The organism is Bacillus sp. 7884-1, from assembly GCF_002272245.1.
In the GTDB taxonomy this organism is placed as follows: domain Bacteria; phylum Bacillota; class Bacilli; order Bacillales; family Cytobacillaceae; genus Neobacillus.
This window is the reverse complement of record NZ_NPDD01000219.1, coordinates 1-26,641: the sequence shown is the minus strand read 5'-3', so window position 1 is coordinate 26,641 and position 26,641 is coordinate 1. Positions and strand designations below refer to the sequence as shown.

Genomic DNA, 26,641 nt, shown 5'->3' with positions numbered 1-26,641 from the left:
ATTACCCAAAATCTATGTCAATCATTTAACCTATAAACTCTGTATTTTAGAAATAAACAGTATTTCCAATGCCGCCAGTTACCGGAATAACATCGCCAGTAATCGATGCCGCCAAAGGCGAAGCCAGGAAGGTAACGACATAAGCAATTTCCTCTGCAGTTATCAAGCGGCCGAGGGAATTCAGTGATTCTACATGGCGTATAGCTTCCTCATTCGTGACCCGGCCTCTAAACGTTTCTGTATCGACTATCCCTGGATAAACAGCATTAACGTTAATTCCGTGCTTTCCTAATTCCAATGAGGCGGATTTCGTCATATGGACAACAGATGCATTACGCGGACCGGAACTAAAATAATTGCCGCCAATTCTGGCTGCCAGACCACTTATATTTATTATACGGCCCCATTTATTTTCTATCATATAAGGTGCAACTGCTCGGATACAGCGAAAATAGCCCATGTACTTTTCTTCAAAATCTTTCAAAATAAGTTCATCTTTAATACTATAAAAATCCTCTGGCTCCTGGCCGCCAACACGGGCTCCGCTGTTGATTAATATATCAATACTTCCCATTGCTGCTGCTGATTGTTCAACTAGATTTAAGATAGAGTTAGGATCAGTGGTATCTGCCACGATCGGATAGATATTTCGCTTCGTTTCTTGTGCCAATTCCTCTGCTGCGGTCTTTAGAGTGGATTCGGTTCTTGAACAAATCGTACAATCTACACCTTCTAGAGCCAGCTGGCGGGCAATAGCTTTACCAATACCACGACTTCCTCCAACAATAAGTGCCTTTTTTCCGGATAACTTTAAGTCCATAGTTGACCTCCTGTTTTGATTCGCTAGTAATAGTCGAAAGTAATTTTTTTGAATATTGACTCATTTTGATTCTACCTTTTAATAATAATTATATAAAATTAAAGATTTTAATTTGTAATTAAGTTTTACTAATATAATATGATGTTGAAATTTTCCATTGTACATGGCGGCAATATTTTTATATATTAGTAATATTTACATGTAAGTTAAAATCTTTAATTTTTTTTTACTGAAAATTATGAATATAATTAATGTAATGACTATTAACACAGTCACAATGCTATTAAAGCGATTCTTGTAAATAAAGGGGGGAACATCGTTCAATAGTATTAATTGTATTAAGAAGATTTGTAAAAGCGAGGGAGTCACTCTTTTAGTAGGAAACAGCCCGAACATTGTCTACTAAAGATAAGATTGCATTAGAAAACGAAGGAGGAGTATAGGTGCCGTCCATTTTAAAGGAGAAAATTCAAGGACCAGCAGCATGGAAAGGTATTGATCTAGTAAAAGATAGTTCATGGATTTATTATTTATCTGAGAAAACGATTGCTTCTCTTGAAAGCGCTTTATATTTTGTAAAACAAAAGGGTTTGAAAGCACCAGATTTTAACAAGGAGGACTTCCCAATTCCTGATCTCTCTGACGAAATCGCTTACTTAATCGATGAGCTGGAAAATGGGAGAGGATTTCTGTTAATTCGTGGATTACCAATGGAAAGATATACGGATGAAGAAGCAAGCATTATTTACTGGGGTCTAGGAGTACATATGGGCATTCCGGTTGCGCAAAACGCAAAAGGTGATCTTTTAGGGCATGTTGTTGATCAAGGTCTCAACATTAATGATTCCAATGTACGCGGTTACCAAACGAATGCACATCTTCCCTTTCACCCAGATGGATCTGACGTAGTCGGCTTACTAAGTCTTCGAAAGGCTAAATCGGGGGGATTTAGTAGTGTTGTAAGTTCAATGGCTGTTTATAATGAAATTCTGGAGAAGTACCCAGAATATCTTGAAATTCTCTATCGTCCATACTCCTTGGATCGTCGTGGTGAAGAAGCACCAGGAGAATCTCCAGTATATTCATCACCAGTTTTTAGCTATTACAAAGGTAAATTGAGCTGCAGATTTAATCGCGGATATGTCGAATCAGCACAAGCGAAAACAGGTATCCATTTGTCAAAGGAAGAAATGGAAGCATATGACTTAATGGATTCTCTCCTTCATGATGAAAACATGCATATCGATATGATGATGGAACCTGGTGATATGCAATTCGTAAATAATTATACCGTTCTTCATTCACGTACTATATATGAAGATTATGAAGAACCCGAACGCAAACGACATTTATTAAGATTGTGGCTCACGATGCCAAATGGGCGAGAAGTTGCGCCTGATTTCGCTATGTTTATTGATGAGAAAACAGGTAAAGCGGGTCGCGGCGGTATTCCTGTCCGTGAAAAAACTGCTGGCGGTATTGCAGAAAACATGAGGTAATGATTTTAATAAATATCAGGAGTTTAAACAAAGTAGATTTACCTTTAAAAACCTTTTCATAAGAAAACGAATTGCTTCATGTAATGGGAGTGCCTCTTAGATTTTACGAAAAAGATTTACCTATATATAGTAGAAGAGAAGGGGAGATTATTACATTGAAAACACCAAAATATTCTTGGATTATATTATTAATTCTAGTTGCTTCCGGAATGGTCAACCAAGTTGATAAAATTATCATCGGTTTAGTTTCCGTTCCCTTAATGAAAGAGTTACACTTAAGTCCTTCACAATGGGGAGTTATTGGAAGCTCATTCTTTTGGTTCTTTACCATATCCTCTTTAATTATTGGTGGCATGGCCGATTCCAAAAACACGAAAAAAATGTTTACTTGGATCATGTTAATATGGTTGGCTGTTCAATTTACCACACCTTTTGTTTCCAGTCTGTCTTTATTAATGTTTTCAAGAATGATCTTGGGAGCAGGAGAAGGTCCAGCGATTGCTATATCAACTTCTCTAATAGGAAAATGGTTCCCTAAACACAGACATGGTATAGGATTTGGCGCTGTTCTCTTTGGAGCAGCAATCGGACCAGCGATTGCTTCTCCATTATTAATCTCCTTGATCTCTCAAAATGGATGGAGATCTGCTTTTATTGCAATGGGGATTGTTGGACTTATTGTTCTAGTTTTATGGATGATTTTCGGAAAAGAAAGCCCAAAAGAAATCGGGTTGCCTACAATTGAACATGAGGAAAAGAACTCATTCATCTCTTCTAAGGTTTCTTGGCGTCAATTTCTTCCGCATCTTTTTTCAAAAAATTTTATGTTTACCGTTTTGTGTGCAGGTTGTGCCTATTGGTTATTGTCTGTTCAAGCGGTTTGGTTTCCAGCATACTTTACCAATGTTCAACATTTTGATGGAAAAACATTAAAAATGGCAGTGTCATTGCCTTTTCTCTTCGCTGCCATTTGCCAAATTGTCTTTGCCTTGATATCAGATCGGATATATCGCAAAACAGGAGATATTCGAAAAGCACGAGTAAATCTTGCAGGTATTACAATGGTGCTATCCGCTATTTGTTTATATCTTGGAAGTGTCGTGAATTCAAGTGCTATATCCATCTTGTTCTTCATTCTTGCTCCAGGTTTTGCCATTGTTATTCTATCACTCGCTCCCGCTATGTTGATGGAATTCTTTTCTACCAAAAACATTGGAAAAGCACAAGGGACATATGTTGCTCTATCAAGTTCAGCAAGTATTATTGCTCCAGTTATATTCGGGAACTTTATCCAAAATTCAGGAACTGAGGCAATTGGATATGGTTATGGGTTCCTAGTAACTTCATTGGTTATGTTTGTTTTCGGATTATTGTTTTTGACCATTGTACGTCCTGCGAAGCAAACGGACACAACGATAAAAACAGAGGAAACTGTGATTATTTAAAAATTATGATTTAATCGAGGAGGAAACGAAATATGTGTAAAAATAACATGGCTGTTGATGGAATGGATTGTTGTGTAGATTGTCATGAAGAATTAGCCATTATGGAGCGAAATCGCAGTAAGTGCTGGAATTGTCTGGATAAGATTTCCGAGACTTACGCTGATGATCATATTGATGAGGAAGATGGAGTAATGTAACAAAATATGAATTTATGATATTTAGCAGCCAATCTATGCATAAGTACCGACTAATTACATAATGTTGGTGTGTGCAGAAATGGAATAATAATATGGATTAAGCCTCGGCGAATGGCTGCATGATTTAAAGGGCCTCCAATAATGGAGGTCCTTGATTATTTTTAGGTCCTAGGGTTTAATTATAAGTAAAACTTACATACAAATTAAAATTTTTAATTTTATTTAATTATTACTTATGAGTATAATCGTTATCATACTATTAAAATTATCACAAACTTTCAGAATTTTAATCATGTAGGGAGTGAAAAGAATGGCTGGTCAAGGTAAGATAATCACAGAATTTAATGAAGCGATTCAAGATATTCAAGATGGTGCAACCATCATTGTTGGCGGGTTCGGACTATCGGGAATTCCCGAGAATCTGATCCTGGCGTTGGTGGAAAAGGGAACAAAGGACTTAACGATTGTGAGTAACAATTGTGGGGTCGATGATTGGGGACTGGGTCTTCTCCTTGCAAATAAGCAGATTAAGAAAATGGTAGCAAGCTATGTGGGGGAGAACAAGATCTTTGAAAAGCAATTTTTAAGTGGAGAATTGGAAGTAGAGCTTGTTCCACAAGGGACTCTCGCTGAAAGAATTCGGGCAGGAGGAGCTGGCATCCCTGGATTCTATACACCGACTGGCGTTGGTACCCAGATTGCAGAGGGCAAAGAACTTCGACATTTTAATGGGAGAACGCATATTCTTGAAAAAGGGATAGTTGGTGATTTTGCCTTTGTGAAGGCATGGAAAGGCGACTTGTTAGGAAATCTTGTTTACCGGAAAACAGCGCGCAATTTTAACCCACTCGCTGCAACCGCAGGGAGGGTTACAATTGCCGAGGTGGAGCAAATGGTTGAAGTGGGTGCTCTTGATCCGGATGAGATTCATACACCTGGGATCTATATCCAAAGGATATTAGAAGGAAAGAATTATGTGAAAAGAATAGAACGCCGTACCGTCATACCTACTAAAATCACCATTGAAGGGTAAATACCTGTTAAAATTACAAAGCAGTTTTTCTAGGGGGAATATATAGTGATGGATACCAGGACAAAAATCATTAAGCGTGCAGTTCAAGAGATTCAAAATGGAATGAACGTAAATCTGGGAATTGGAATACCTACTTTACTCGCGAACGAAATCCCGAATGATGTTCATGTATTATTACAGTCAGAAAATGGCTTGCTTGGGATTGGACCATATCCATTTGAAGGGATGGAGGATCCTGATCTTATAAACGCAGGGAAGGAAACGGTTACAGCAGTTAGCGGAGGATCGTTCTTTGATAGTGCTGAGTCTTTTGCCATGATTCGAGGAGGACATATTGATTTGGCCATCCTAGGTGGTATGGAGGTATCTGAACAAGGAGACCTGGCAAATTGGATGATCCCTGGAAAAATGATCAAGGGTATGGGAGGAGCGATGGATCTTGTCCATGGTGCCAAAAGAATCGTGGTCATTATGGAACACACCAATAAGTACAATGAATCCAAGATTAAAAAAAGCTGTACCCTTCCATTGACCGGTCAAAAAGTTGTACATCGATTAATTACGGATTTGGCTGTGTTTGATTTTACACCTGAGGGCATGATTCTTATGGAAACTCAAGAAGGTGCTACAGTTCATGAAGTAATGGAGAAGACGGAGGCTTCCTTTACGATCAGTCCCAATCTGAATTGTGGTAATGGCGAGCTGCAAAAGGCTTCGATAACAATATAAAAGAAATAATACTAATAGATTCCTATAAAAAGAGAAGCACTAAGTCCATTTTGGACGAAGTTGCTTCTTTTTTTTCTGTCTTAACTTTTAATAATTTCAGATTTCAGATATTGAATATATTTGTTGGCAAAAGTGGATAAATGTTTATCTTCTGATCGAACCAACCCTAAAGAAATATTTACAGTGCTATGATTCACCAAATCTACCGGAATTATATCTCCATTGATGACAGAGGGATAATTTTTCATTACGAAATCAGGAGCAAATGAAATGGCCAAATTTTCATTGATCGCTTGGAGAAGACCATCCATATTATTGGATGTAAATAGGATTTTCAAGGGCTTATATCTGTTAAAAAAATCTTGTACAAAATGTTGCATTAATTCGCCTTTATATGTGACGAGAGTTTGATCAAGTATATCATTTGGTGTTACGGTACCTAGAAACGCTAAGGGAGAATGCTTAGAAACATATACTTTCTGTTTCCCCTCAATGAGTGCTTCAAAAGCTATTCCTTCCATGTTTACGCTCAAATCACTAGAATATGTAATCAATCCGAAATCAGTCTTATGCTGCCTGACATCTTCAATCACAGCAGTTCCACTTTTTTCGGTTACCTCCAGATTTACGTGAGGATAATCATGTCTAAAAGCAGATATTGCTTTTACTAGAAAGGTCATTAAACCTGGTAGAGAAGAAATTTTTAGTTCCCCCACTTCTGTGGAATTCATTAAGTTGGCTGTCTCTTTTATTTCTTCAATTTTTTTTTGTACTTCATAGGCAAGTTTTAGTATGACTCTGCCTTCATCGGTTGGGACAGCACCATGTCCCCGTGACCGTTTAAGAATTTTAATCCCTAGCTCCTTTTCAAAGTTGGTTATCGACTGGCTGATTGTGGATTGAGTCACATGTAGATTCTGTGCGGCTATAGAGAGCGAACTATATTTAGCAACTTCAACGATATATAGTAATTGTTCAATATTCATTGCTGTACCCCTTTTTAATATTAGTAAAACTTACTTACACATTAAAATCTTTAATTTTATTTCATTATAATTTATTAGTACAATCAATATCAATAAGATTTTTAAAATCTTTGAATATTCTTAATTAGGGGGAAACGTAAAATGTCATTAAAACAATTGTTTGATTTAACCGGACAGACAGCAATCGTTACCGGAGGCGGCAGCGGTCTAGGGCGTGTAATGGCACTGGCTTTAGCAGAGGCAGGTGCAAATGTTGTAGTATGTTCTCGTCGACTAGAGGTTTGCGAAGAAGTTGTAAAAGAAATTGAGGAATTAGGAAAACAAGCACTTGCTCTAGTGGTTGATGTCACAAATCCTGAATCAGTCGTTCAAGGTTTGGAGAAAGCGGTTTCTCATTTTGGAAAAATAGAAATTTTAGTCAACAGCAGTGGAACGGTTTTTGAAACGCCTGCTACTGAAATGCCTTTAAAACAGTGGCAAGCTATGCTTGATACAAATGTGACTGGTACCTTCTTGATGTGTCAAGCTGTAGGAAAACAAATGATTGAAAACGCATACGGAAAAATCATTAATATTTCTTCTAGTATTGGTTTTAAAGGCGTTGACCCAGAAGCAGTTGATTCTGTAGGGTATACAACTAGTAAGGGTGCCGTTATGACTTTAACGAAGGATCTTGCAGTTAAGTGGGGTCGCCATGGAGTGTTTGTAAATTCCATTGCTCCTGGAGTGTTCACTACTGGAATGAATAACCCAGAAATACCGGGAACACTTGTACACAAAGCAGGTCCTTTCATTGCTTCCCAAGTTCCAGTTAGAAGGTTAGGCAATGACAATGATTTAGTAGGTGCTCTCCTTTACTTTGCTTCAGCAGCTTCTAATTATTGTACGGGACAAATATTGGTTCTTGATGGAGGACTTGGGGCTAAGTAATTTCATCCAACTAACTTAGTGGTGCAAATTAATCAAACTTAATTGCAAATTAAAAATAATAATTTTACTAAGCTGAAAATTAAAAATATACTGAGATTAATAAATTCGAAAAAGTTAATTAGCTGACTGATGTAAGCGTTAACAGCATGCGAATTTAAAAATATACATTGGAAGAGGGAATTTTAGTGAGTAATGTAAAAAGTGTTCAAGCAGCAGTAGCACTTCATGCCGGTAATGTTAATGTAGATGAATTGCCTTGGGTTCCATATTTCGGAGATTCGAAATTTAAATTGCTTAAAGTCAATCCTGTGACAGGACAGAATATTACCTTATTATATGCACCCGCGAAAATGCAGCTTCCGGCCCATTTTCATCCTGGACAAGTCATTGTTTATACCGTACAAGGGTCTTGGAAATATATCGAGGAGCCTTGGATCTCCAAACCTGGCGACATGGTTTTTGAACCTGCCGGCTCCACACATACACCTACAGCTGTAGGGGATGAAGACGTTATTACCTTCAATATTGTGGAAGGATCATTAGACTATTTGGGTGAGAATGGAGAAATTATTGCACGAGATAATTGGGAATCATTCCTGAAAAGATACCTTGACTATTGCGAGGCTGAAGGAATTGAACCAGTTGATGTGACTGCGTTTTAATAAATAAATCTGTAATAAAAAGAGAAGCCCTGTGTCTAAGTGACGAAGAGGCTTCTCTTTTTTTATGCGTAACTTCTATTAATTCCAGGAATTTAGAAAAATTGATAGTTTTCACTATCTCTATATTAGAAATACTTACTTATATATTAAAATGTTTAATTTTATTTAATTTATACTAATGAGTATAATCAATAATATAATAATATTTATAAATTTTAGAATTTTCCAAACGCAAAGGGGCTAAAAACATATGCCAACAGAAACAGTTTTGATTACAGGCGCTACTAAAGGGATCGGTTTGGAATTCGCAAAAGTTTTCGCAGACCATCGCTATAACTTGGTATTAGTTTCCAGGGACGCAACGTTGTTGGAACAACAAGCTGAGATTTTACAAAAGGATTATGGAGTGAAAGTAAATACTTTTGCCGGTGACTTAAGCAGCCATGTAACAGTAGAGAACTTGCATCGGTACTTGAAAAACGAAGGAATCAACATAGATATTTTGATTAATAATGCCGGGGCTGGCGGATTAGGGTTAATGACGGAATTGGATATTAAGAAAGAATTGGAATGCCTGCAGCTCAACATGATATCGCTTACATATTTAACCAGACTTATAGCGGATGAAATGGTAAAACGAAAGCAAGGTAAAATTTTAAACGTGGCTTCAACAGCGGCCTTTCAGCCAACTCCAGGGATGTCGATGTATGGGGCAAGCAAATCGTACGTCTTAACCTTTTCAGAAGCGATTGCGGAAGAACTAAAAGGAACTGGAGTTCAAGTTAGTGTATTATGTCCCCCTTCAACCAAAACGCCGCTCACGGAAGGATTGGCCGCAACGGGAACAAAAATTTTCATTAAGAACTTGATGGAACCAGAAGCAGTTGCCAAGTGCGGCTTTGATGGGTTAATGAAGAATAAAACAGTGATCATCCCAGGCTTTAAAAATAAACTTATGGCTAAATCTGTGGGACTGCTGCCAAGGAAATGGGTAACCATCTATACCCGAAAGATGATCGAGCAAAAAGTGTAAATAGCGATTTAATTCCCATCCTTGAAAAGGTGGGAGTTTTTACAGCTATCTTCGAAATGAGCAATCGCTCGCTCAACTAACTCAGGACGGAATAGAAAGTACAAAATATATTAAAGAGGGGTCTAACAATGAACTTTTTATTATCAGAAGAACATCAGATGATGCAAAAAATGGTGCGCGAGTTTGCACTGAATGAATGTGAGCCTACTGCAGCACAGCGCGATGAAGAAGAATACTTTGACATCAAGATTTGGAGAAAGATGGCAGAACTTGGCTTATGCGGAATCCCTTGGCCGGAGGAATACGGTGGTGCAGGTGCCGATTATTTAAGTTATGTGATTGCGGTGGAAGAACTTTCCCGGGTGGATGCTTCCATAGGTACCACTCTTTCCGCCCATACATCGTTAGCCGGATGGCCGGTTTTCAAGTTCGGAACGGAGGAACAAAAACAAAAATATTTGCGTGCCATGGCAGAGGGAAAAAGCATGGGTGCGTATTGTTTGACAGAAGCTGGATCGGGATCAGATTCCAGTGGAATGAAGACAACAGCGGTACTAAAGGGCGATGAGTGGATCTTAAACGGTTCGAAGATTTTTATTACCAACGGTGGCTATGCGGATACCTATATTGTCTTTGCCCAGACCAATCCTGAACTAAAGCATAAGGGAATTACCGCATTTATTGTGGAAAAGGACTTCCCAGGTTTCTCAGTTGGAAAGAAGGAGAAAAAGATGGGCATTCGCTCCTCCGCAACAACGGAAGTGATTTTTGAGGACTGCCGCGTGCCAAAGGACAATCTTTTGGGCCAAGTGGGTGGAGGGTTCAAGATTGCCATGATGACTCTAGACGGCGGTCGGAATGGTATCGCTGCCCAAGCGTTGGGAATTGCTCAGGGAGCGTTTGATAAAGCAGTCGAATATGCGAAGGATCGCGTCCAATTTGGCAAACCAATTAGCTCGCTTCAAGCCATCCAATTCAAACTAGCCGATATGGCCACAAAAATTGAAGCTTCCCGGTTATTGACCTACCAGGCTGCCTGGCGTGAAGATCAAGGAATTCCTTACGGACATCAATCGGCGATGTCCAAACTGTTTGCCGGAGACACCGCAATGGAAGTATCGGTTGAGGCCGTTCAAGTATTTGGCGGATATGGCTACACAAGGGAATACCCGGTTGAACGGTATATGAGAGATGCCAAAATCACTCAAATCTATGAAGGGACGCAAGAGATTCAGCGACTTGTTATAGCTGGAAATCTGTTGAAATAATAGAGAAAATTCAAAATTTAATCAACGTAAGTAAGAAGCTACTAATTTAAAGAGGTGGAAGAACTTGTCAGATGTGAAAGATTTACTTGGACTTGAGTTAGAACCTTACTGCATGGCAGTGGAAAAAGGGAAAATAAAAGAAATAGCCATCGCCATTGGTGATGATAACCCGATTTACTACAGCTTGGAGGCCGCTAAGGATGCTGGTTATGATGGTATTCCTGTTCCGCTCACCTTTTTGCAAGTCATTGAGTACCATGGCGGATATGGCTTTCAGGAAAAAATGGAAGTTTTGAAATTAAACCCAGTAAAAATATTACATGGTGAGCAAGAGTATGAATATTTAGGCGATATTTATGCCGGGGATGAGCTTCATGTTACAAGTAAGATTGTTCGGGCAGATACCAAAATCGGTTCTTCTGGCGGAATGGATTTTGTTACGGAAGAAACCAGATTTACCAATCAAAAAGGCGAATTAGTGGCAATTGCTAAAATTACGTTAATTCACCGTCATTAAATAGTAGCTTATGATAGGAGAGAAATAAAATATGTATTTTGAAGATTTGCAGGTGGGAGATTCATTTCCAGTTCTGAAAAAAGATCCGATTACACGAGTTCAGCTCGTAAGATTTGCAGGGGCATCCGGAGATTTTAATCCACTGCATACCGTTGAAGAGGTTGGGGAGCAAGCAGGCACAGGTATTATCGCTCACGGGATGTTAATCATGGGGATGTTATCCCAAGGGGTTACAACTTGGATATCACGAAAAAACATTAAGAGAATACATGTACGTTTTAGTAAAATGACGTATCCTAGAGAATCTATCGAAATTGTTGGCAGAGTGATAGAGAAAAAAGCTGACAACCTCGTGGTGGCTGAAGTACTGGCGAAAAACTGTGAAGGCGATGTAAAAGTTTCAGGGATTTTCGAAGCGAAATTGCCATCAAGGATTTAATAGAGGAATCGTATTCTCCAAACTTACAATGATTTAAGAACGAAAATCCTTTTTGGGGTCTATACTTATAAAAATACAAAAAAATCAAAATAGAGTGGGGTTCAAACCGAAAACGCGTATGGAACCCACAAATCGTTTAACCCAGAGTGCCTTTAAAATATTACATCAGAAGGGGATACGAAAAAATGAACATTTTAGTATTGATGAAACAAACGTTCGATCCGGAGGAGAAAATTGCGTTCCAATACGGCAGCGTTATTGAAGAAGGGGTAAACTTCATCATCAATCCTTACGATGAATATGCGATTGAAGAAGCGCTTCTATTGAGGGCTATGCACGGTGGGGAAGTAACGGTTATTACGGTAGGACCTGAACGTGAAGAGAATGGGCTGCGAACGGCACTTGCGATGGGTGCGGATAAAGCGATTATCGTTAATAGCGAAGATTTAAATCTTGATGAATACAGTACCGTTAAAATTCTTGAGTCCATTATTAAAAATCGGGAATTTGACATCATATTAGCCGGCAATGTGGGAGTTGATTATGGCAGTGGACAAATTGGTCCACGCCTTGCAGAGGAACTCAATATTCCACAAGTGACGACGATCACGAAGCTTGCGATTGTTGGAAACGAAGCGGTGATCGAGCGTGACGTTGAAGGAGATATAGAGGTTGTCTTGGTATCTCTTCCAGTATTGGTCACAGCACAACAGGGACTAAATGAGCCGCGATATCCTTCCTTGCCTGGCATCATGAAGGCGAAGAAAAAGCCAATTGAGCGGATTGAAATTGATGATTTACATATCGAAGACGTTCTAGAAGTAAAGACAATAACTACCGAGACATTTTTTGCACCGAAAAAAGGAGCAGGACGTATCCTGGAGGGGACCATCGAAGCTCAAGTTTCTGAACTGGCTGTACTTCTACGCAGTGAAGCGAAGGCAATCTAACACGCAGGAGGAGAACTAACATGAGAAAAGTACTAGTGGTGACGGAAGCTAAAGCTGGGAACCTAAGAGGTGTTTCACTGGAGTTGTTGACAGCTGCGCAGCGCATTGCGGAAGGCGGAGAAATAATAGCTGTGGCTTTCGGCAGTGAAGCTGTTCATTATGCACATGTTTTAGGGAAACATGGTGCAAATAAAGTATATATTGTGGGCAACCAAGAACTCGATGTATATACAACCGATGTTTATTCTCAATGCTTGAGACAGGTTATTGATGAAGTGGAACCAGGAGCTATTTTAATGCCACATACATCAATCGGGAAAGATCTTGCACCGCGCATTGCAGCGCGGTTGGGGCTTGGACTTATATCTGACGTCATTGATGTTCAGGTGGAGGATGAAGACGTTATCTTTACACGTCCTGTTTTTTCCGGAAAAGCGTTTGAGAAAAAGAAAGTAGTTTCTGGCATCCCATTCGCAACTGTACGGCCAAATAACATCCAAGTGGCAGAAATCAACGGAACGATTGAGATTGTCCATTTTTATGCTGAGATCAAAGACTTAAGGACGATTGTTAAGGAAGTAATACGCAAAACAACAGGCGGTGTAGATCTATCGGAAGCGAAAGTTGTCATCTCTGGCGGACGAGGGGTTAAATCCCCGGAAGGATTCAAGATGCTTCAGGAATTGGCCGAGGTCCTAGGTGGGGCGGTAGGTGCTTCCCGTGGTGCATGTGATGCTGATTACTGCGACTATTCACTGCAAATCGGACAGACGGGAAAGGTTGTCACCCCAGATTTGTACATTGCCTGTGGAATTTCAGGTGCCATTCAGCATTTAGCCGGGATGTCAAACTCAAAAGTTATCGTGGCGATTAACAAAGATTCGGAAGCCCCAATCTTTCAAATAGCCGACTACGGTATTGTGGGTGATTTGTTTGAGGTGGTTCCTTTACTAGCGGAAGAGTTCAAAAAAGTACTAGTAAACTCTTAAATAAAATTACAATTGGAAAGGAACTTGTACATGTTTAAAAAGGTTCTTATTGCTAATCGAGGAGAAATTGCTGTTCGTGTAATTAGGGCGTGCAAGGAAATGGGCATATCCACGGTTGCGGTTTATTCTGAAGCAGACCGAGAAGCCCTGCATGTGCAAATGGCGGACGAAGCATATTGTATTGGACCCTCGGCATCTTCGCAAAGTTATTTGAATATTGCCAATATAATTAGCGTTGCTCAAATTACGAATGCGGAAGCTATCCACCCTGGTTATGGATTTCTGGCAGAAAACAGTACTTTTGCTGAAATTTGCGCGGATTACAATATTTCATTTATTGGGCCAGAAGCAGAAGCCATTAATAAAATGGGGGATAAAGCGGTCGCGAGGGATACCATGAAAAGTGTAGGAGTGCCTACCGTTCCTGGAACAGATGGTCTAATTGAAGATCTTGAAGAAGCTGTTACGATAGCAAAGGAAATTGGATTTCCCGTCATTGTTAAGGCAACTGCTGGAGGCGGTGGCAAGGGAATGAGAGTAGCAGAGGATGAAGAGGAATTACGCAAAGCCGTCCGTCAAGCCCAACAAGAAGCAGAAACGGCATTTGGAAACGCCGGTGTGTATCTGGAAAAATATATTGAGGAACCACGCCATGTGGAAATTCAAATTATTGGGGATATGCTTGGTAATGTCATTTATTTAGGGGAAAGAGACTGTTCTATTCAAAGACGCCATCAAAAACTGGTTGAAGAAGCACCGTCACCAGCCCTTGAGGAAGATATTCGTAAACAGATGGGTGCAGCCGCAATCGCCGCAGCAAAAGCTGTTAACTATCATGGAGCGGGAACCATTGAGTTTTTATTAGATAAAAACGGTTATTTCTATTTCATGGAAATGAATACCCGAATTCAGGTAGAACACCCTGTTACAGAAATGGTTACTGGCATTGACTTAATCAAAGAGCAAATTTCGGTGGCAGCAGGCTATCCTCTCACTTATAGACAGGAAGATATTAAAATCAATGGCTGGGCAATTGAATGTCGTATCAATGCAGAAAACCCGGCAAAGAATTTTATGCCTTCTCCAGGGAGAGTTGAAATGTATCTTCCTCCTGGGGGGTATGGTGTACGAGTAGATAGCGCTCTCTATCCTGGATGCGAAATTTCTCCTTATTATGATTCGATGGCAGCAAAAGTGATCGTTTGGGGAAAAAATCGTGAAGAGGCGATCATGCGTATGAAGAGGGCACTTGATGAATTTGTTATTATTGGAATCAAAACAACTATTCCATTCCATCAAAAACTTTTTGAACATGAGAGTTTTGTAAAAGGACAGTTTAACACAAAATTTATTGAAACGAATCCATTACCGTTAGAAGTGTAATTCATCAAGTTGATTAAGGAGAGATAGAGATGTTTAAAATTCAGGAAATAAGAGAAATCATTAGACTAATTGATGATTCGACAGTAGACTGCTTAGAACTTGAAAAGGGAGATTCTCGAATTTTCGTTAGAAGAAATTCAATGCTAAATCCTTCTGTAATACAAGATAATAAATCTATTAATCAGGCTATTCCTACTGTTTTGGATGCACCTGTTCTTGTAGCAGCAACCAAGGCGAATGAAATTTCTGAAGCTTCAATTCAAGCAGCAGCGACGAAGGAAATTACTGAGAAAGAAGAAATAACACCAAAATACATGGGAACTGAAACCCTATTAAAAATTGTTTCCCCTATGGTTGGGACGTTTTACATGGCACCAGGAGTCGATGTGGCTCCCTATGTAAAAATTGGGGATAGGGTTGAAAAGTCAACAGTTGTCTGTATCGTTGAAGCCATGAAATTGTTTAATGAAATTGAAGCAGAAATGGATGGAGAGATCGTTGAAGTACTCGTCGAGAATGGTCAGCTCGTAGAATACGGCCAACCTCTTTTCTTAGTGAAGCAGACATCATAACATAATTCGAACAGAGGAAGTGGAAATTTCCAATGAGCACAGTTTATGAGAAGATTTATGATCTATGGGATCGGAAAAGTAAGATCGTGCTTGGCGGCGGTGACGAGCGAATTGATACCCAGCATAATCGAGGGAAACTTACTGCAAGGGAACGAATTGATCTATTGTTGGACGAGGATTCCTTTGTGGAATTAAATTCTTTTATCAAACACCGTGCAACCAACTTCGGCATGGATAAATTGGAAAGTCCAGGCGAAGGTGTTGTGACGGGTTATGGTAAAATTCATGGCCGTCTAGTCTACGTATTTGCCCAAGATTTTACCGTTTTTGGCGGTGCACTAGGAGAGATGCATGCGTCTAAAATTTGCAAAATTATGGATTTGGCTGCAAAAAATGGGGCACCCATTATTGGTTTAAATGATTCAGGCGGTGCAAGGATACAGGAAGGCGTTGTTTCTTTAGACGGATACGGTCAAATTTTTTATCGAAATGCCATCTACTCTGGTGTAATCCCGCAAATATCAGTGATCATGGGCCCTTGTGCTGGTGGGGCAGTTTATTCTCCAGCCATTACGGATTTTGTGTTTATGGTGGAAAATACCAGTCAAATGTTTATTACAGGTCCAAAGGTCATTGAAACGGTTACCGGGGAGAAAATTTCAGCGGAGAATCTTGGCGGTGCAAAGGTTCATTCTTCCATTAGTGGATGTGCGCATTTTACTGGTGATTCCGAACAAGAGGTCTTAGAAGAAGTAAGAAAATTAATTTCCTTTCTGCCTCAAAACAATACGGAAAATCCTCAGTCTTTAGAATGCATGAAAGAGGATGATTGGCGGGAAGATTTGCTGGACCTAGTACCTCTCAATGCAACGAAGGTATATGATATTCGCAAGGTATTAGAACAAGTATTAGATCAAGGCTATTTTATGGAAGTTCAAAAGGACTATGCGAAAAATATCGTGGTTGGTTTTGGAAGAATTGATGGGAATAGTGTAGGAGTAGTTGCCAATCAGCCTAAAGTAATGGCTGGCGGTCTAGATATTAATTCTTCCGACAAGACTTCCAGATTCATTCGATTCTGTGACTCTTTTAATATCCCAATCATAACTTTTGAAGACGTTACAGGTTTTTTCCCTGGAGTCAATCAAGAGCACGGAGGTATCATTCGTCATGGTGCAAAGATTCTCTACGCCTATTCAGAAGCAACAGTTCCTAAAATAACCGTCATATTAAGAAAAGCATTTGGCGGAGCATATGTCGCTATGAATTCAAAAGCAATTGGTGCGGACATTGTATTTGCTTGGCCAAATGCGGAAATTGCCGTAATGGGACCGGAAGGAGCAGCAAATATTATCTTTGCAAAAGAAATTAATCAAAGCAGTGATCCGGCAGCAACACGTTCGGAAAAAATTGAAGAATATCGAAATATGTTTGCGAATCCTTATGTTGCGGCTTCTCATGGAATGGTGGATGACGTGATCGACCCAAGAGATACAAGAAAAGTTCTGAAACAGTCTTTAGAGATGCTTAGAACAAAAAAAGAATTTAGACCGAAAAAAAAGCATGGGAATATTCCATTATAGGATGTGTTCCAATAAAGAGGAGGAGAAAAGATGGAAAACAACTTTTATGATATGTGGAAAAAATATTATTCCGAATATAGTAATCTGGTGGATGATCAGGTGACGAAGGAATTTCCAACTCAAGCGATCAGCCAGATATTGGAGATGAATCTTCTATTCAAACAAATGTTGAATGAAACAACGGAACGTTATTATGAATTTGCAAATCTACCATCAAGAAATGACCTTGCACATGTTTCCTCTCAGATTGTCAATATAGATGCGAAAGTGGATGATTTAGAAGAATTTATACAAGAATCCAAGGATAATCAAAGAGATCCAGTGGAACTGCAACGTGAAATAACAAATTTGAAAAAGGATATGAAGAGTTTTGATACAAAACTGAATCAAATCTTAACTTTATTAAATTCGCCGAAAGTTACGAATACAAAAGGATCTGTCTAACAGTGCAGTAAAAAATGCGTATTAAAAAGGCATTATTTTAACATTTAAACATGGTAAGGGGTGGAGAGTTATGAACAATCTTATGACAAAAGAATACGAAAATTTTATCGAAATGGTACCTGAGGAGTATCAACAGATGTATAGACGTTTAAAAAGCGTAACTCAAGTGTTAATGAAGGATGCCGAACCAGAGGTCGGTCCAACTCCGAAAGAAGTTATTTGGACTCGGAATAAATCAAAGCTATATCGCTATATTTCAGAACAACCGAAAAAACATAAAACTCCGCTTCTCTTGATTTATGCACTGATTAATAAGCCTTATATCATGGATTTAACAAAGGGTGGCAGTTTAGTTGAATATCTGGTGAAACGAGGCTTTGACGTCTATCTTCTTGAATGGGGTACACCAGGCATTGAAGACAAAAATATGAAATTAGACGATTATATTATGGACTACATCCCTCGGGCGGTTCGTAAAGTTTTGCGAAAATCGAATGCGGATGCAGTGTCCATTCTTGGATATTGCATGGGCGGTACAATTACTTCAATATTTGCTGCTCTTCACCCTGAATTGCCCATTCGTAACCTTGTCTTTATGACAACTCCGTTTGATTTTAAAGATACAGGCCTTTATGGTGCTATGCTGGATGAGCAACATTTTGATATTGATAAAGTGGTGCAAACATACGGTAATATACCACCTGAAATGATTGACTTTGGAAACAAACTACTAAAACCGATGGCAAACATTTATGGCCCTTATATTAGTCTTTTTGATCGTGCTGAGAATGAAAGTTTTGTAAAGAGCTTTAAACTTCTGCAAAAATGGTTAAACGACGGCATTCCATTTCCGGGAGAATCCTATCGTCAGTGGATTCGTGAATTTTATCAAAAAAACAAGTTGATTAAAGGGGAACTCGTTATTCGTGGACGTCAGGTTAGTCTTGCGGAAATCACAGCTAATGTCCTCAACTTATCGGGTGAAATTGACAACATTGCTCCACCGCATCAAGTAGAAGCATTAATGAATCGCATATCGAGTAAAGACAAACAATATATAAACTTACCAGTTGGGCATACGTCTATTGCTTTTGGAAGTAAAGCTTCAAAAATAACTTATCCAACGATTGGTGATTGGTTAGAAAAGAGATCAAACTAAACGTAAATACTGTCAAATGTGAAGAACTGTATTTACAAATTTAAGTAGTTTTTGAAAGCTATAATCTATTAGTTTAAAAGTATAATATTGAAACCACTCACAGACCCGGGTATTAATGTTAGGGCGGTGCTAAACACAACAGGAGGTCTGTAAGGGTTTTCGATTTCACTTGACTTGCCAGAATTTGAAGTTGTCACCATGAAATAACAATTTAAGAGTCGGTTTAGGTATAGGTGGGAATTAGGTTGATTTTTTTAAATTACATTGTTAATCTCTCAATATTTTGCCTTTTTGTAATTATGCCTCTCGTTATCCGTTCATTTATTAATCATAAGCCAATTAACAAAGTGCGACTTTGGGTCGGTGTTTATGCCGGAATGTTTACCATCATCCTAGTAATGCTATCTATAAAGCAACAAGGGTTTGCTTATGATCTACGATATGCAACAGTCATGCTTGTTTTTGCCTATCTTGGGCCAATGGCGGGTATAATTACCGGGGGAATTGCATTGTTGGCAAGACTATTTGTAGGTGGTCAGTGGTACCAAGCCATTATTGGATTTACAATTGTCATGGCTAGTTTTTCTGTTTTACATCTATTTATTTCTCGATTTACACCAATAAAAAAAGTTGTCCATCTATTTGGTACTTTTGTGTGTATGTATGTTTTATATGTATCTATCTTTCACATTATTAATGATAATCTACTCTTTCATCTTCAGTATTTACTTTTTATGGTAGTAGGTGTAGTAATTGGTGCCTTACTAATTGAGTCATATGTCAAACTGTATCAATTAAATTATCAATTGTCATACATGTATAAGAAAGTAGAGGAAAGTGAATCAAACTATCGACTGATCGCCGAGAATACGGTAGACCTAATATCTATTATGGATAAAGAATTTGTTCTTCGTTACATCTCGCCTTCACATAAATATATTTTAGGGTACGAAGAATCTGAACTGACTGGGGTTGCATTATCTGCGTTAATTCATCCTGATGATGTTTGTACGTTAAAAAATAAATGGGATGGGATGTTTGAAATTAAACAATCACAATTGATTGAATTCCGTTTACAACACAAAAATGGGGATTGGATTGAAGTAGAATCCCGTTTTATGCCCGTAAAGGGCGAGGACGATTCCATTGAACATTTCGTCAAGATTAGCCGAGATATTTCTGAACGTAAAAAATCAGATGAAATTCTTTTGCAATCTGAAAAGCTTTCTGTTGTCGGTGAATTAGCAGCCGGAGTAGCACATGAAATAAGAAATCCACTTACAACCATAAAGGGGTTTGTTCAACTTTATAAGAATGAAAATAAATCTACTAAGTATACTGAATTAATCTTAAGTGAACTGGATAGAATTGAAACGATTACGAGCGAACTTCTTTCTTTGGGAAAACCACAAGCAGTCCAACTAATTCGTATGAATGTAAAAGAACTAATAGAAAATACACTTGATATACTTACTCCTCAGTTCATTATGAATGATATTCAATTTCATCTGATTGTTGAAGAAACGCCTTTTTATATAACTTGTGAGAAGAACCAATTAAAGCAGGTATTTATTAATATAATAAAGAACGCTATTGAAGCAATGAAAGGAGGAGGTGAAATTTACATCAATTTAAGAAAAGGCAAAGATGGCGCATGTATAATTTCATTTCAAGATCAAGGATGCGGTATACCTGAAGAGCTGCTTCCTCGGTTAGGTGAGCCATTTTACACTTTAAAAGAAAAGGGAACCGGACTCGGATTAATGATCTGTCATAAGATTATTAAACAGCACAATGGTAGTATTACCTATGTAAGTCGATTGAACGAAGGAACTTTAATTGAGATTACATTACCATCGGTTAGTTAGCTGTGTCCTATTAGGAGGAAATGAAATGACTGTAGTTAATAAATTCGAAAAAAATGGTTCATTTATAGACCAATTATGGAATCAAGCGATTCAAAAAATTGATGATTGGGATGAAGGGGAGAATTTTCGAGAGGAAGTTATTCTGCAATCTTCAAAACGATTGGCTGAAAATGTGAAACAAAATCAAACAAATGTAAGCGAACTCATAAACCAAATTACAAAAGAACTTTTTGAATTGGAAGAAATGTCTCGAGGACAATTATTGACATCAACTACAGGCTTGCACAATCTAACCCTATTAAATTCATTTGAGGAAATTAATAATCAAGTGGATCAAATTAAAAATCTATCATCAGAGCTCCTTACAAGTCCTTTGGATAATCTATTAAATGGTAATTACTCTGAAACTATTATAAACACACTAGAAAAATATATTGATCATAGACGAAATTATCGAAATTTATATGTGAAATATATAAAAGAAACATTTTCTATTATCCAAAAAAATCAGATAACATTCCTTAACTTCTTAACAAATCCAATTGAGAATGTTTTCTTTCCCTTAAATAAATATATGGTGCCTTCAAACGAGTAAATGAATAAAAAAATTGTGAGAGAGGTGAGATTATGTGGGTATGTAACACACATATGAAACAAGCACTGCCAGCTTTAGATGCTCCCCATGTTAGCAAAGCATGGTATCAAATTAAGTGTTCCCTTTGTGAAAATTTTGCGATTGCAAAAGTTTATTATAATTACCAAACTTACCATTTTTCAAAACAACCCATGTATTCTATGTCAAAAACTTCCTCGGAAAAATCAGGTTAATTAAAAAGTGAAGTGTCAAGTAAAACCGCGGACAAAACCGCTATTTTTAAGTAAAGTGGGGGATAGTGAATGCAAAATGTATACTTAGTTGAGGCACTCAGAACTCCGATAGGGAGTTTTGGTGGTTCATTGAAAGATGTAGGTGCTGTACAACTTGCAACGACTGTTGTTAAGGAGGTGTGGCAACGATCTGGTCTTTCGGGTGAAATTATTGATGAGGTAGTACTAGGTAATGTACTAAAATCAGGACTCAAAGGAAACCCAGCAAGACAAGCAGCAATCCATTCTGGGTTACCTGTGTCTGTACCAGCCATTACCATTGATAAACAATGTGCATCTGGATTGCGAGCGATTACATTAGCCTATCACCAAATTCTTGCAGGAGATTCAAATGTAGTGATTGCAGGGGGTACAGAAAGTATGAGTAATGTCCCGCATTTGGTGATGAATGCTAGGTGGGGACAGAAATTGGGAGATTTACGCACAGTGGACGCACTCTTTCATGATGGACTTCACTGTGCAATAGAAGGTTACCATATGGGGATTACAGCTGAAAATTTAGTAGAACGCTATCATATTTCCCGAGAGGAACAAGATGTTTTTGCCTTAGAAAGCCAGCAAAAAGCTATTAAAGCTAAAGAAGAAGGTAAATTCGAAAAAGAAATTATTCCTGTTGCTATTAGAAGCAGGCATGGTTCCACTTTGTTTACAGAAGATGAGAATATAAAAAATGTTAATCTTGAGAAATTACTAACTCTTAAACCAGCTTTTAAAGAGAATGGGACAGTGACAGCTGGAAATGCATCGTCATTAAATGATGGGGCAGCTGCAATCATTGTTGCTTCTGAACAAGCAGTAAGGGAATACAATTTAAAACCACTTGCTAAAATTCGTTCGGTTGCGAGTTCCGCTGTTTCTCCTTCTATCATGGGAATTGGACCAGTCCCTGCGACACAAAAAGCTTTAACGAGAGCAAATCTTACAATACAGGATATCGAATTGGCAGAGCTAAATGAAGCATTTGCAGTACAAGTTCTGGCAGTAAATAAGGAATTAGAATTACCAGAGGAGATTATTAATGTTAATGGAGGAGCGATAGCATTAGGTCACCCAATCGGATGTTCAGGTGCACGGATTTTGGTTACCTTAGTCCATGAATTAAGACGTCAAAAGAAACAAATTGGATTAGCCTCGTTATGTGTAGGCGGTGGACAAGGCGTTTCAATCATCATTGAAGCAGTATAATAGAGTATCGAGGAAAAATGGGGAATTAGTTGGTTTTTCGAAACCTATCAGAGCTTATAAGTTTAATAACTTTAAACAATAATTTAAGGCTATCTCGTAGTAATCCTTTGGAACTATAGGATAGTTTTTTTAGTTATCAGGTGTAGGTATTTTGCCACCTACACCTTCAATATATTACGGGTATCGATAGATTAATTTTGCGCTAAAACCTGGTATAAACGCTCTAGAGCTTTATTCAAATACCTATAGTAGGTTGATAGGGATAGATTTATTTTCTTGGCAACAAGTTCGTGTGGACGAATCCCCTGTATAAAAGCATATTTTAACAGTTTCCCTAAAATTGCATCCGAATCCTCTCCGTCAATTAGTCGGTTAACCACATCTAATATGTCATTCTGAATATAATTCCCTAAGTTATCAATAGTTAAATCAACTGTAATCCGATGTGGAAACATACGAATGTAGTTCTCTGATAACTCAGGGTCCACAGGTAATTTTGAATACGCCTTCATTAAAGTTTTAAGATCATTTACATCATAGGTTGATTTAGGTTCGGTCAAAGTCTCGCCAATTGAACTTTTTGATAGAAGTCTGTCGAGCTTTGAAAGATAGTCTTCCTGGGTAAGATCTAGAATAAATCCACGGAATTCTGTTCCAGATTCGGTTGTGCCATTAGACCAAGGAGCAGGTTCAAATCCGCATAACTCTAGAACAGGAAACCACTCTTTTAAACAAGTAAAATCTAAGAGCCATTCTGATTGTGAAAAATGATTGATGAGAGTATTAATAACATAAGTTTGTGTTTTGGCGGCAAGCTCTGGTACAAAACCAACAAAACATACTAAATACGAATTATGAACTGGTTTCCATCCATTCACAAAGGGTTGTAGGACGGGTTCTGTTTCTAACACTTTCAACATTTCGGCATGAAGCGGAATCTTCCCAAAAAAGGCAACTAATTCATTTTCCTGCCAAATGGTAATAAAAGAGGAAGGATCAGCTTCCCAAATCGGACGAATTAAACGTACCATGAGAATATCTTCAGAAGCTTCGGGTAATACGAAGTGATGATAGCGTAAGTATAAGGATTCTATTACAGGAATGTCACATTCATGGCATCTCCGAACTTCGACGTTTTCCAAATGACTGGTGAAACATATATTTCGGACGAGAGGATTTTCATGTAAGCTCATTTTATCTAAATGAAGTTTTTGCCTAAGATGCGGGTTAAATCGTTCTTCCAATCGTATCTGATTTAAGGCTTTTAATCTCATTTGCTCATAGGTTTGTGGTTTCCGAAGCATTATGTCTTCAAGTGCCCATGATCTTACCGCATCGTGAAGCATCCAGCCATCTTCTTTTAAAACAATAAAAGGCAATTTAATCAGTTTTCTAAAAGATTCATAATCTATTTCTTCATCCAATAATGAAGAAAGTCTCTCTTCATTAAATCTCCAAAATACAGATGCTGCTTCAAGTAATCGTCTAACTGGGGCTTCCAATCCTTCAAAAAGTTCTTCCATTAATACTGAAATAAGATGATTCTGTTCCACGCGTGCAAGTGGTTTATATTGATTTCCCTTCAACATCATTTCAGCAACAAGTGTCATGGCTAGAGGAATGCCTCGAGAAAATTGGAATAACTGTGATTTTGTCTCGTTGCTCGCCAAGCCACGTTTTCGGGCATAAAGGTCTACGTCAGTCGGCGTCAAAGAGTTTAGCGGCAAGGAGTTAATGAAGCTTGCCCAACCAGAACGCAGCCAGCCACCTGTGAGGGAGTGCCTTCCAGCAGTGATAATTCGAACAGATTCTTCGAATTGACCTAGCCATTGAGGGAGCCATTCCTCCACGGAGCGCCAATTTTCAAAAGTATCAAGTAAAAGAACAATATGACAGCCTTTTTGAGCACACCTGCGAATCATTCTGTTCACAATCTCCTCTTGATCTTTGTCTTCTAGGTCCCGTTCGCCTGCACTCCTAAGCTGAATGGCCAATTGAACTAAAACATCTTCTTTAGCCCTTATGGTTTTACTGCCATCTAAAAAGTAAATTTCACCGACATCTAATTCAGCCATTAATTGCTGGAGAAGTGTTGATTTTCCAATGCCACTTTGTCCATAAATATGCAGCCACTGGCAGTCTGAAAGTCCAGCAGCATGTTTTCGCAATATTTCCAGTTCCTTTTCCCGCCCTACAAAAAAGTCTCGTTCCGCACCATAAAGTTTTGCCTGTATCTGCATCGTATCCCCCCTTAATAATACTTAATATTCTATATTTCATATTTTAAAACCTTTTTTGAGAGTTAAATGATATTGCATGTGAGAGTGTTAATTGATTATATTTAAATCGAGAAAATCCAAGAAGCTTAAACTGGTAAAGTAATCATATTATTAGGCAGGTGTTGGATATGAATAGTGTACTTTCAAAACAAATAAAATCGGCCCTAGAAGGCGTTTTACCCAGCTACATTATTACTGTTTCAAAGCATGGATTTCCAACAAATACTTCTTTATCCCAGGTATGCTATGTAGATGAACGACATATTGCCTTACCAGTTCAGACTGTTAGTAAAGCCTCCCAAATTCTCCAAGAGGTTCCCGATATTTGTGCTGAAGTGGTAGACCCTGTAACGTTAAGGAATTGGCATCTCGAGTTAAAATATCTAGGCACTGTCGAACAAGGCCCAATTTTTGAAAAAATGGCAGTAAAGGTCGCGAAGCTATTTTCTTTAGTTGAAATGGAAGACCTTTTTCACTTAAAAGGAGCAGAAATATATGAAGTGTTAGCCGTAAGTGAACAGTAGGGGATAAGTTTAACAGGAGAAATATGGGTTTTTCAAGAAATGAAAGGGGAAAATATATTTAAAGAGATATTTATCAAAGCGCCTCCTGGTAGAACATTACTAGGAGGATTTATTTTTTTATTAATACAGCAGGACAATTAATCCATCCCCTGTTTACTCTAGCCATGAATAAACAAGGGATGCCAAATCATGTATAAAATGCCGAATTAGTTTATTTACCTACTATTCACAAAGGGATAGTTAGATAGTGACTTTTTCTCTATTTTCACGTTGAATTTCTTTTTCTGCTAGCTCCCACCAGCGATTTGAATTAGTAACTAAAGGTAAATCTTTAACCGAAGGACTAAATGTCATATCCTTTCCTAATTTACCCATATCCAACGATTGTTCATCTTCCTCATAAGTCGAACAAATTCGGTAAATATCGTAAAAATCAGCGAATGACATTCTAATGACCTCCTTTCTAAAAGATTAAGGGATAGCAATATTCCATACTCCCTTTAGCTTCATTATAAGACCAATAATTCATTAGGAAAGAAGTAAAAGTAAATTTATTTTGAAATTTATAATAATTCAGAAATGTCCAGTTCCTGGTGACATCCTATATTAATTTTCACTAACAGCGAAGAGCAGACAGAAATAAGCAGAAGGGCTGCGGGAGTGCATTTATTGTGGTAATTTACTTTTATTGGTAATTGAGATGAAAGTACCATTTACGAAACTGAGAAGGGACTCTCCTTGATGATAGTGTCTTTTTTATTTAATTTTAATTCATACTTTACAGGTAGGAATTATGGGTTTATAATTAGGTTAAACTAATAATCTAATTTTAAGTTGTTGTATTCAAGGGAAGTTTTTGAAAAATAAAGGAGTGTTACTGATGAGAAAAAATGATGAAAAGAAGCGACAAAAACTTATCAATAAATTAATTTTCTTAAACGTATACAACAAAGAAGATCAACAACTTAATAATTTGCCACTTTCGAAATTAGAATCTGAGTACAAAAGATTTAAATTACAAAACCATCCGCATGGAGAGTTTGGGTCTATTCAGTGGGTTTGAACTATTCACCACTTAACACCCTTACGGGTCGTTTGAAATGGGAGATTCCTAAGTACAGAAGCCTATCGGCTTCTAATTGATTAGGCTAGCCCCGTAGTCCCTACGGTTAATATGCGGATTGCTACATCTCTAAGGTTCTGTCCTGCATTAATATCTCTATCGTGATGTTTGCCACAAGAAGAACAAACCCACTCAT

General features: G+C 38.2%; 28 protein-coding genes. 23 read left to right on the top strand and 5 right to left on the bottom strand.

What is annotated here, in order from left to right; translation table 11 throughout:
* Positions 1-46 precede the first annotated feature (46 nt).
* On the bottom strand, positions 47-820 hold the full coding sequence (locus CHI06_RS23975) for an SDR family NAD(P)-dependent oxidoreductase (RefSeq protein ID WP_095251081.1): 774 nt from the start codon (positions 818-820) through the stop codon (positions 47-49).
* A gap of 443 nt (positions 821-1,263) precedes the next feature.
* Here CHI06_RS23975 and CHI06_RS23970 point away from each other — a divergent pair, with 443 nt between their 5' ends.
* The 5 genes from CHI06_RS23970 (at position 1,264) to CHI06_RS23955 (ending at position 5,723) form a co-directional block, all read left to right on the top strand.
* Positions 1,264-2,319: a TauD/TfdA family dioxygenase gene (locus CHI06_RS23970; protein ID WP_095251080.1), complete on the top strand. Its 1,056-nt coding sequence runs from the start codon at positions 1,264-1,266 to the stop codon at positions 2,317-2,319.
* Positions 2,320-2,474: 155 nt separating this feature from the next.
* Positions 2,475-3,764, top strand: a complete 1,290-nt coding sequence (locus tag CHI06_RS23965) for an MFS transporter (protein WP_257009435.1) — start codon at positions 2,475-2,477, stop codon at positions 3,762-3,764.
* A 32-nt stretch (positions 3,765-3,796) separates the two neighbouring features.
* Positions 3,797-3,961 carry a hypothetical protein gene (locus CHI06_RS30020; protein ID WP_179292763.1) on the top strand — a complete coding sequence of 55 codons (165 nt, stop codon included), beginning with the start codon at positions 3,797-3,799 and terminating at the stop codon, positions 3,959-3,961.
* A 310-nt stretch (positions 3,962-4,271) separates the two neighbouring features.
* The gene (locus tag CHI06_RS23960) at positions 4,272-4,994 is read left to right on the top strand and encodes a CoA transferase subunit A (RefSeq protein ID WP_095251079.1); all 723 of its coding nucleotides are present in this window, start codon (positions 4,272-4,274) and stop codon (positions 4,992-4,994) included.
* A 48-nt stretch (positions 4,995-5,042) separates the two neighbouring features.
* Positions 5,043-5,723 carry a 3-oxoacid CoA-transferase subunit B gene (locus tag CHI06_RS23955; protein ID WP_373558168.1) on the top strand — a complete coding sequence of 227 codons (681 nt, stop codon included), beginning with the start codon at positions 5,043-5,045 and terminating at the stop codon, positions 5,721-5,723.
* Between the two features lie 80 nt (positions 5,724-5,803).
* On the opposite strand, the gene CHI06_RS23950 is transcribed toward CHI06_RS23955, so the two are convergent.
* Complete coding sequence (locus CHI06_RS23950) at positions 5,804-6,709, bottom strand: LysR family transcriptional regulator (protein WP_095251077.1); 906 nt, start codon at positions 6,707-6,709, stop codon at positions 5,804-5,806.
* Between the two features lie 141 nt (positions 6,710-6,850).
* Here CHI06_RS23950 and CHI06_RS23945 point away from each other — a divergent pair, with 141 nt between their 5' ends.
* From CHI06_RS23945 to CHI06_RS23865, 16 genes are all read left to right on the top strand, one after another.
* Positions 6,851-7,639, top strand: coding sequence for an SDR family NAD(P)-dependent oxidoreductase (locus CHI06_RS23945; RefSeq protein ID WP_095251076.1), 789 nt, complete (start codon positions 6,851-6,853; stop codon positions 7,637-7,639).
* A gap of 185 nt (positions 7,640-7,824) precedes the next feature.
* The gene (locus tag CHI06_RS23940; RefSeq protein WP_095251075.1) at positions 7,825-8,301 is read left to right on the top strand and encodes a 2,4'-dihydroxyacetophenone dioxygenase family protein; all 477 of its coding nucleotides are present in this window, start codon (positions 7,825-7,827) and stop codon (positions 8,299-8,301) included.
* A 250-nt stretch (positions 8,302-8,551) separates the two neighbouring features.
* Positions 8,552-9,334 (top strand): SDR family NAD(P)-dependent oxidoreductase, encoded by a 783-nt coding sequence (locus CHI06_RS23935; protein ID WP_095251074.1) that lies wholly within the window; start codon positions 8,552-8,554, stop codon positions 9,332-9,334.
* Between the two features lie 128 nt (positions 9,335-9,462).
* On the top strand, positions 9,463-10,602 hold the full coding sequence (locus CHI06_RS23930) for an acyl-CoA dehydrogenase (protein ID WP_095251073.1): 1,140 nt from the start codon (positions 9,463-9,465) through the stop codon (positions 10,600-10,602).
* A 73-nt stretch (positions 10,603-10,675) separates the two neighbouring features.
* Positions 10,676-11,119, top strand: a complete 444-nt coding sequence (locus CHI06_RS23925; protein ID WP_257009436.1) for a MaoC family dehydratase N-terminal domain-containing protein — start codon at positions 10,676-10,678, stop codon at positions 11,117-11,119.
* 31 nt (positions 11,120-11,150) lie between these two features.
* Entirely contained in the window at positions 11,151-11,558 is a 408-nt protein-coding gene (locus CHI06_RS23920) for a MaoC/PaaZ C-terminal domain-containing protein (RefSeq protein WP_095251071.1), read from the top strand.
* A 185-nt stretch (positions 11,559-11,743) separates the two neighbouring features.
* Positions 11,744-12,508 carry an electron transfer flavoprotein subunit beta/FixA family protein gene (locus CHI06_RS23915; protein WP_095251070.1) on the top strand — a complete coding sequence of 255 codons (765 nt, stop codon included), beginning with the start codon at positions 11,744-11,746 and terminating at the stop codon, positions 12,506-12,508.
* Between the two features lie 20 nt (positions 12,509-12,528).
* Entirely contained in the window at positions 12,529-13,497 is a 969-nt protein-coding gene (locus CHI06_RS23910) for an electron transfer flavoprotein subunit alpha/FixB family protein (RefSeq protein ID WP_095251069.1), read from the top strand.
* A 30-nt stretch (positions 13,498-13,527) separates the two neighbouring features.
* A complete protein-coding gene (gene accC, locus CHI06_RS23905) occupies positions 13,528-14,880 on the top strand; it encodes an acetyl-CoA carboxylase biotin carboxylase subunit (RefSeq protein ID WP_095251068.1) in 1,353 nt (450 codons plus the stop codon).
* Between the two features lie 29 nt (positions 14,881-14,909).
* On the top strand, positions 14,910-15,452 hold the full coding sequence (gene accB, locus CHI06_RS23900; protein WP_095251067.1) for an acetyl-CoA carboxylase biotin carboxyl carrier protein: 543 nt from the start codon (positions 14,910-14,912) through the stop codon (positions 15,450-15,452).
* A gap of 32 nt (positions 15,453-15,484) precedes the next feature.
* On the top strand, positions 15,485-17,035 hold the full coding sequence (locus CHI06_RS23895; RefSeq protein ID WP_095251066.1) for an acyl-CoA carboxylase subunit beta: 1,551 nt from the start codon (positions 15,485-15,487) through the stop codon (positions 17,033-17,035).
* A gap of 30 nt (positions 17,036-17,065) precedes the next feature.
* The gene (locus tag CHI06_RS23890) at positions 17,066-17,479 is read left to right on the top strand and encodes a hypothetical protein (RefSeq protein WP_095251065.1); all 414 of its coding nucleotides are present in this window, start codon (positions 17,066-17,068) and stop codon (positions 17,477-17,479) included.
* An 82-nt stretch (positions 17,480-17,561) separates the two neighbouring features.
* Positions 17,562-18,638: a class III poly(R)-hydroxyalkanoic acid synthase subunit PhaC gene (gene phaC / locus CHI06_RS23885; protein WP_373558167.1), complete on the top strand. Its 1,077-nt coding sequence runs from the start codon at positions 17,562-17,564 to the stop codon at positions 18,636-18,638.
* Between the two features lie 245 nt (positions 18,639-18,883).
* Complete coding sequence (locus CHI06_RS23880; RefSeq protein ID WP_095251063.1) at positions 18,884-20,506, top strand: ATP-binding protein; 1,623 nt, start codon at positions 18,884-18,886, stop codon at positions 20,504-20,506.
* A 25-nt stretch (positions 20,507-20,531) separates the two neighbouring features.
* On the top strand, positions 20,532-21,101 hold the full coding sequence (locus CHI06_RS23875) for a hypothetical protein (protein WP_095251062.1): 570 nt from the start codon (positions 20,532-20,534) through the stop codon (positions 21,099-21,101).
* A 302-nt stretch (positions 21,102-21,403) separates the two neighbouring features.
* A complete protein-coding gene (locus CHI06_RS23865; protein WP_095251060.1) occupies positions 21,404-22,579 on the top strand; it encodes a thiolase family protein in 1,176 nt (391 codons plus the stop codon).
* Positions 22,580-22,770: 191 nt separating this feature from the next.
* On the opposite strand, the gene CHI06_RS31225 is transcribed toward CHI06_RS23865, so the two are convergent.
* Complete coding sequence (locus CHI06_RS31225; protein ID WP_095251059.1) at positions 22,771-24,819, bottom strand: ATP-binding protein; 2,049 nt, start codon at positions 24,817-24,819, stop codon at positions 22,771-22,773.
* 167 nt (positions 24,820-24,986) lie between these two features.
* Between CHI06_RS31225 and CHI06_RS23855 the strand changes: the two genes are divergently transcribed.
* Positions 24,987-25,382 (top strand): hypothetical protein, encoded by a 396-nt coding sequence (locus tag CHI06_RS23855; RefSeq protein ID WP_095251058.1) that lies wholly within the window; start codon positions 24,987-24,989, stop codon positions 25,380-25,382.
* A gap of 240 nt (positions 25,383-25,622) precedes the next feature.
* Here CHI06_RS23855 and CHI06_RS23850 read toward each other — a convergent pair whose 3' ends face one another.
* The gene (locus tag CHI06_RS23850) at positions 25,623-25,829 is read right to left on the bottom strand and encodes a hypothetical protein (RefSeq protein ID WP_095251057.1); all 207 of its coding nucleotides are present in this window, start codon (positions 25,827-25,829) and stop codon (positions 25,623-25,625) included.
* Positions 25,830-26,262: 433 nt separating this feature from the next.
* Between CHI06_RS23850 and CHI06_RS23845 the strand changes: the two genes are divergently transcribed.
* The gene (locus CHI06_RS23845) at positions 26,263-26,445 is read left to right on the top strand and encodes a Fur-regulated basic protein FbpA (RefSeq protein ID WP_095251056.1); all 183 of its coding nucleotides are present in this window, start codon (positions 26,263-26,265) and stop codon (positions 26,443-26,445) included.
* A gap of 80 nt (positions 26,446-26,525) precedes the next feature.
* Here the strand turns inward: CHI06_RS23845 and CHI06_RS31175 are convergent.
* Positions 26,526-26,641, bottom strand: a 116-nt coding sequence (locus CHI06_RS31175; protein WP_142301016.1) for a zinc ribbon domain-containing protein, incomplete at its 5' end; no start/stop codon positions are given.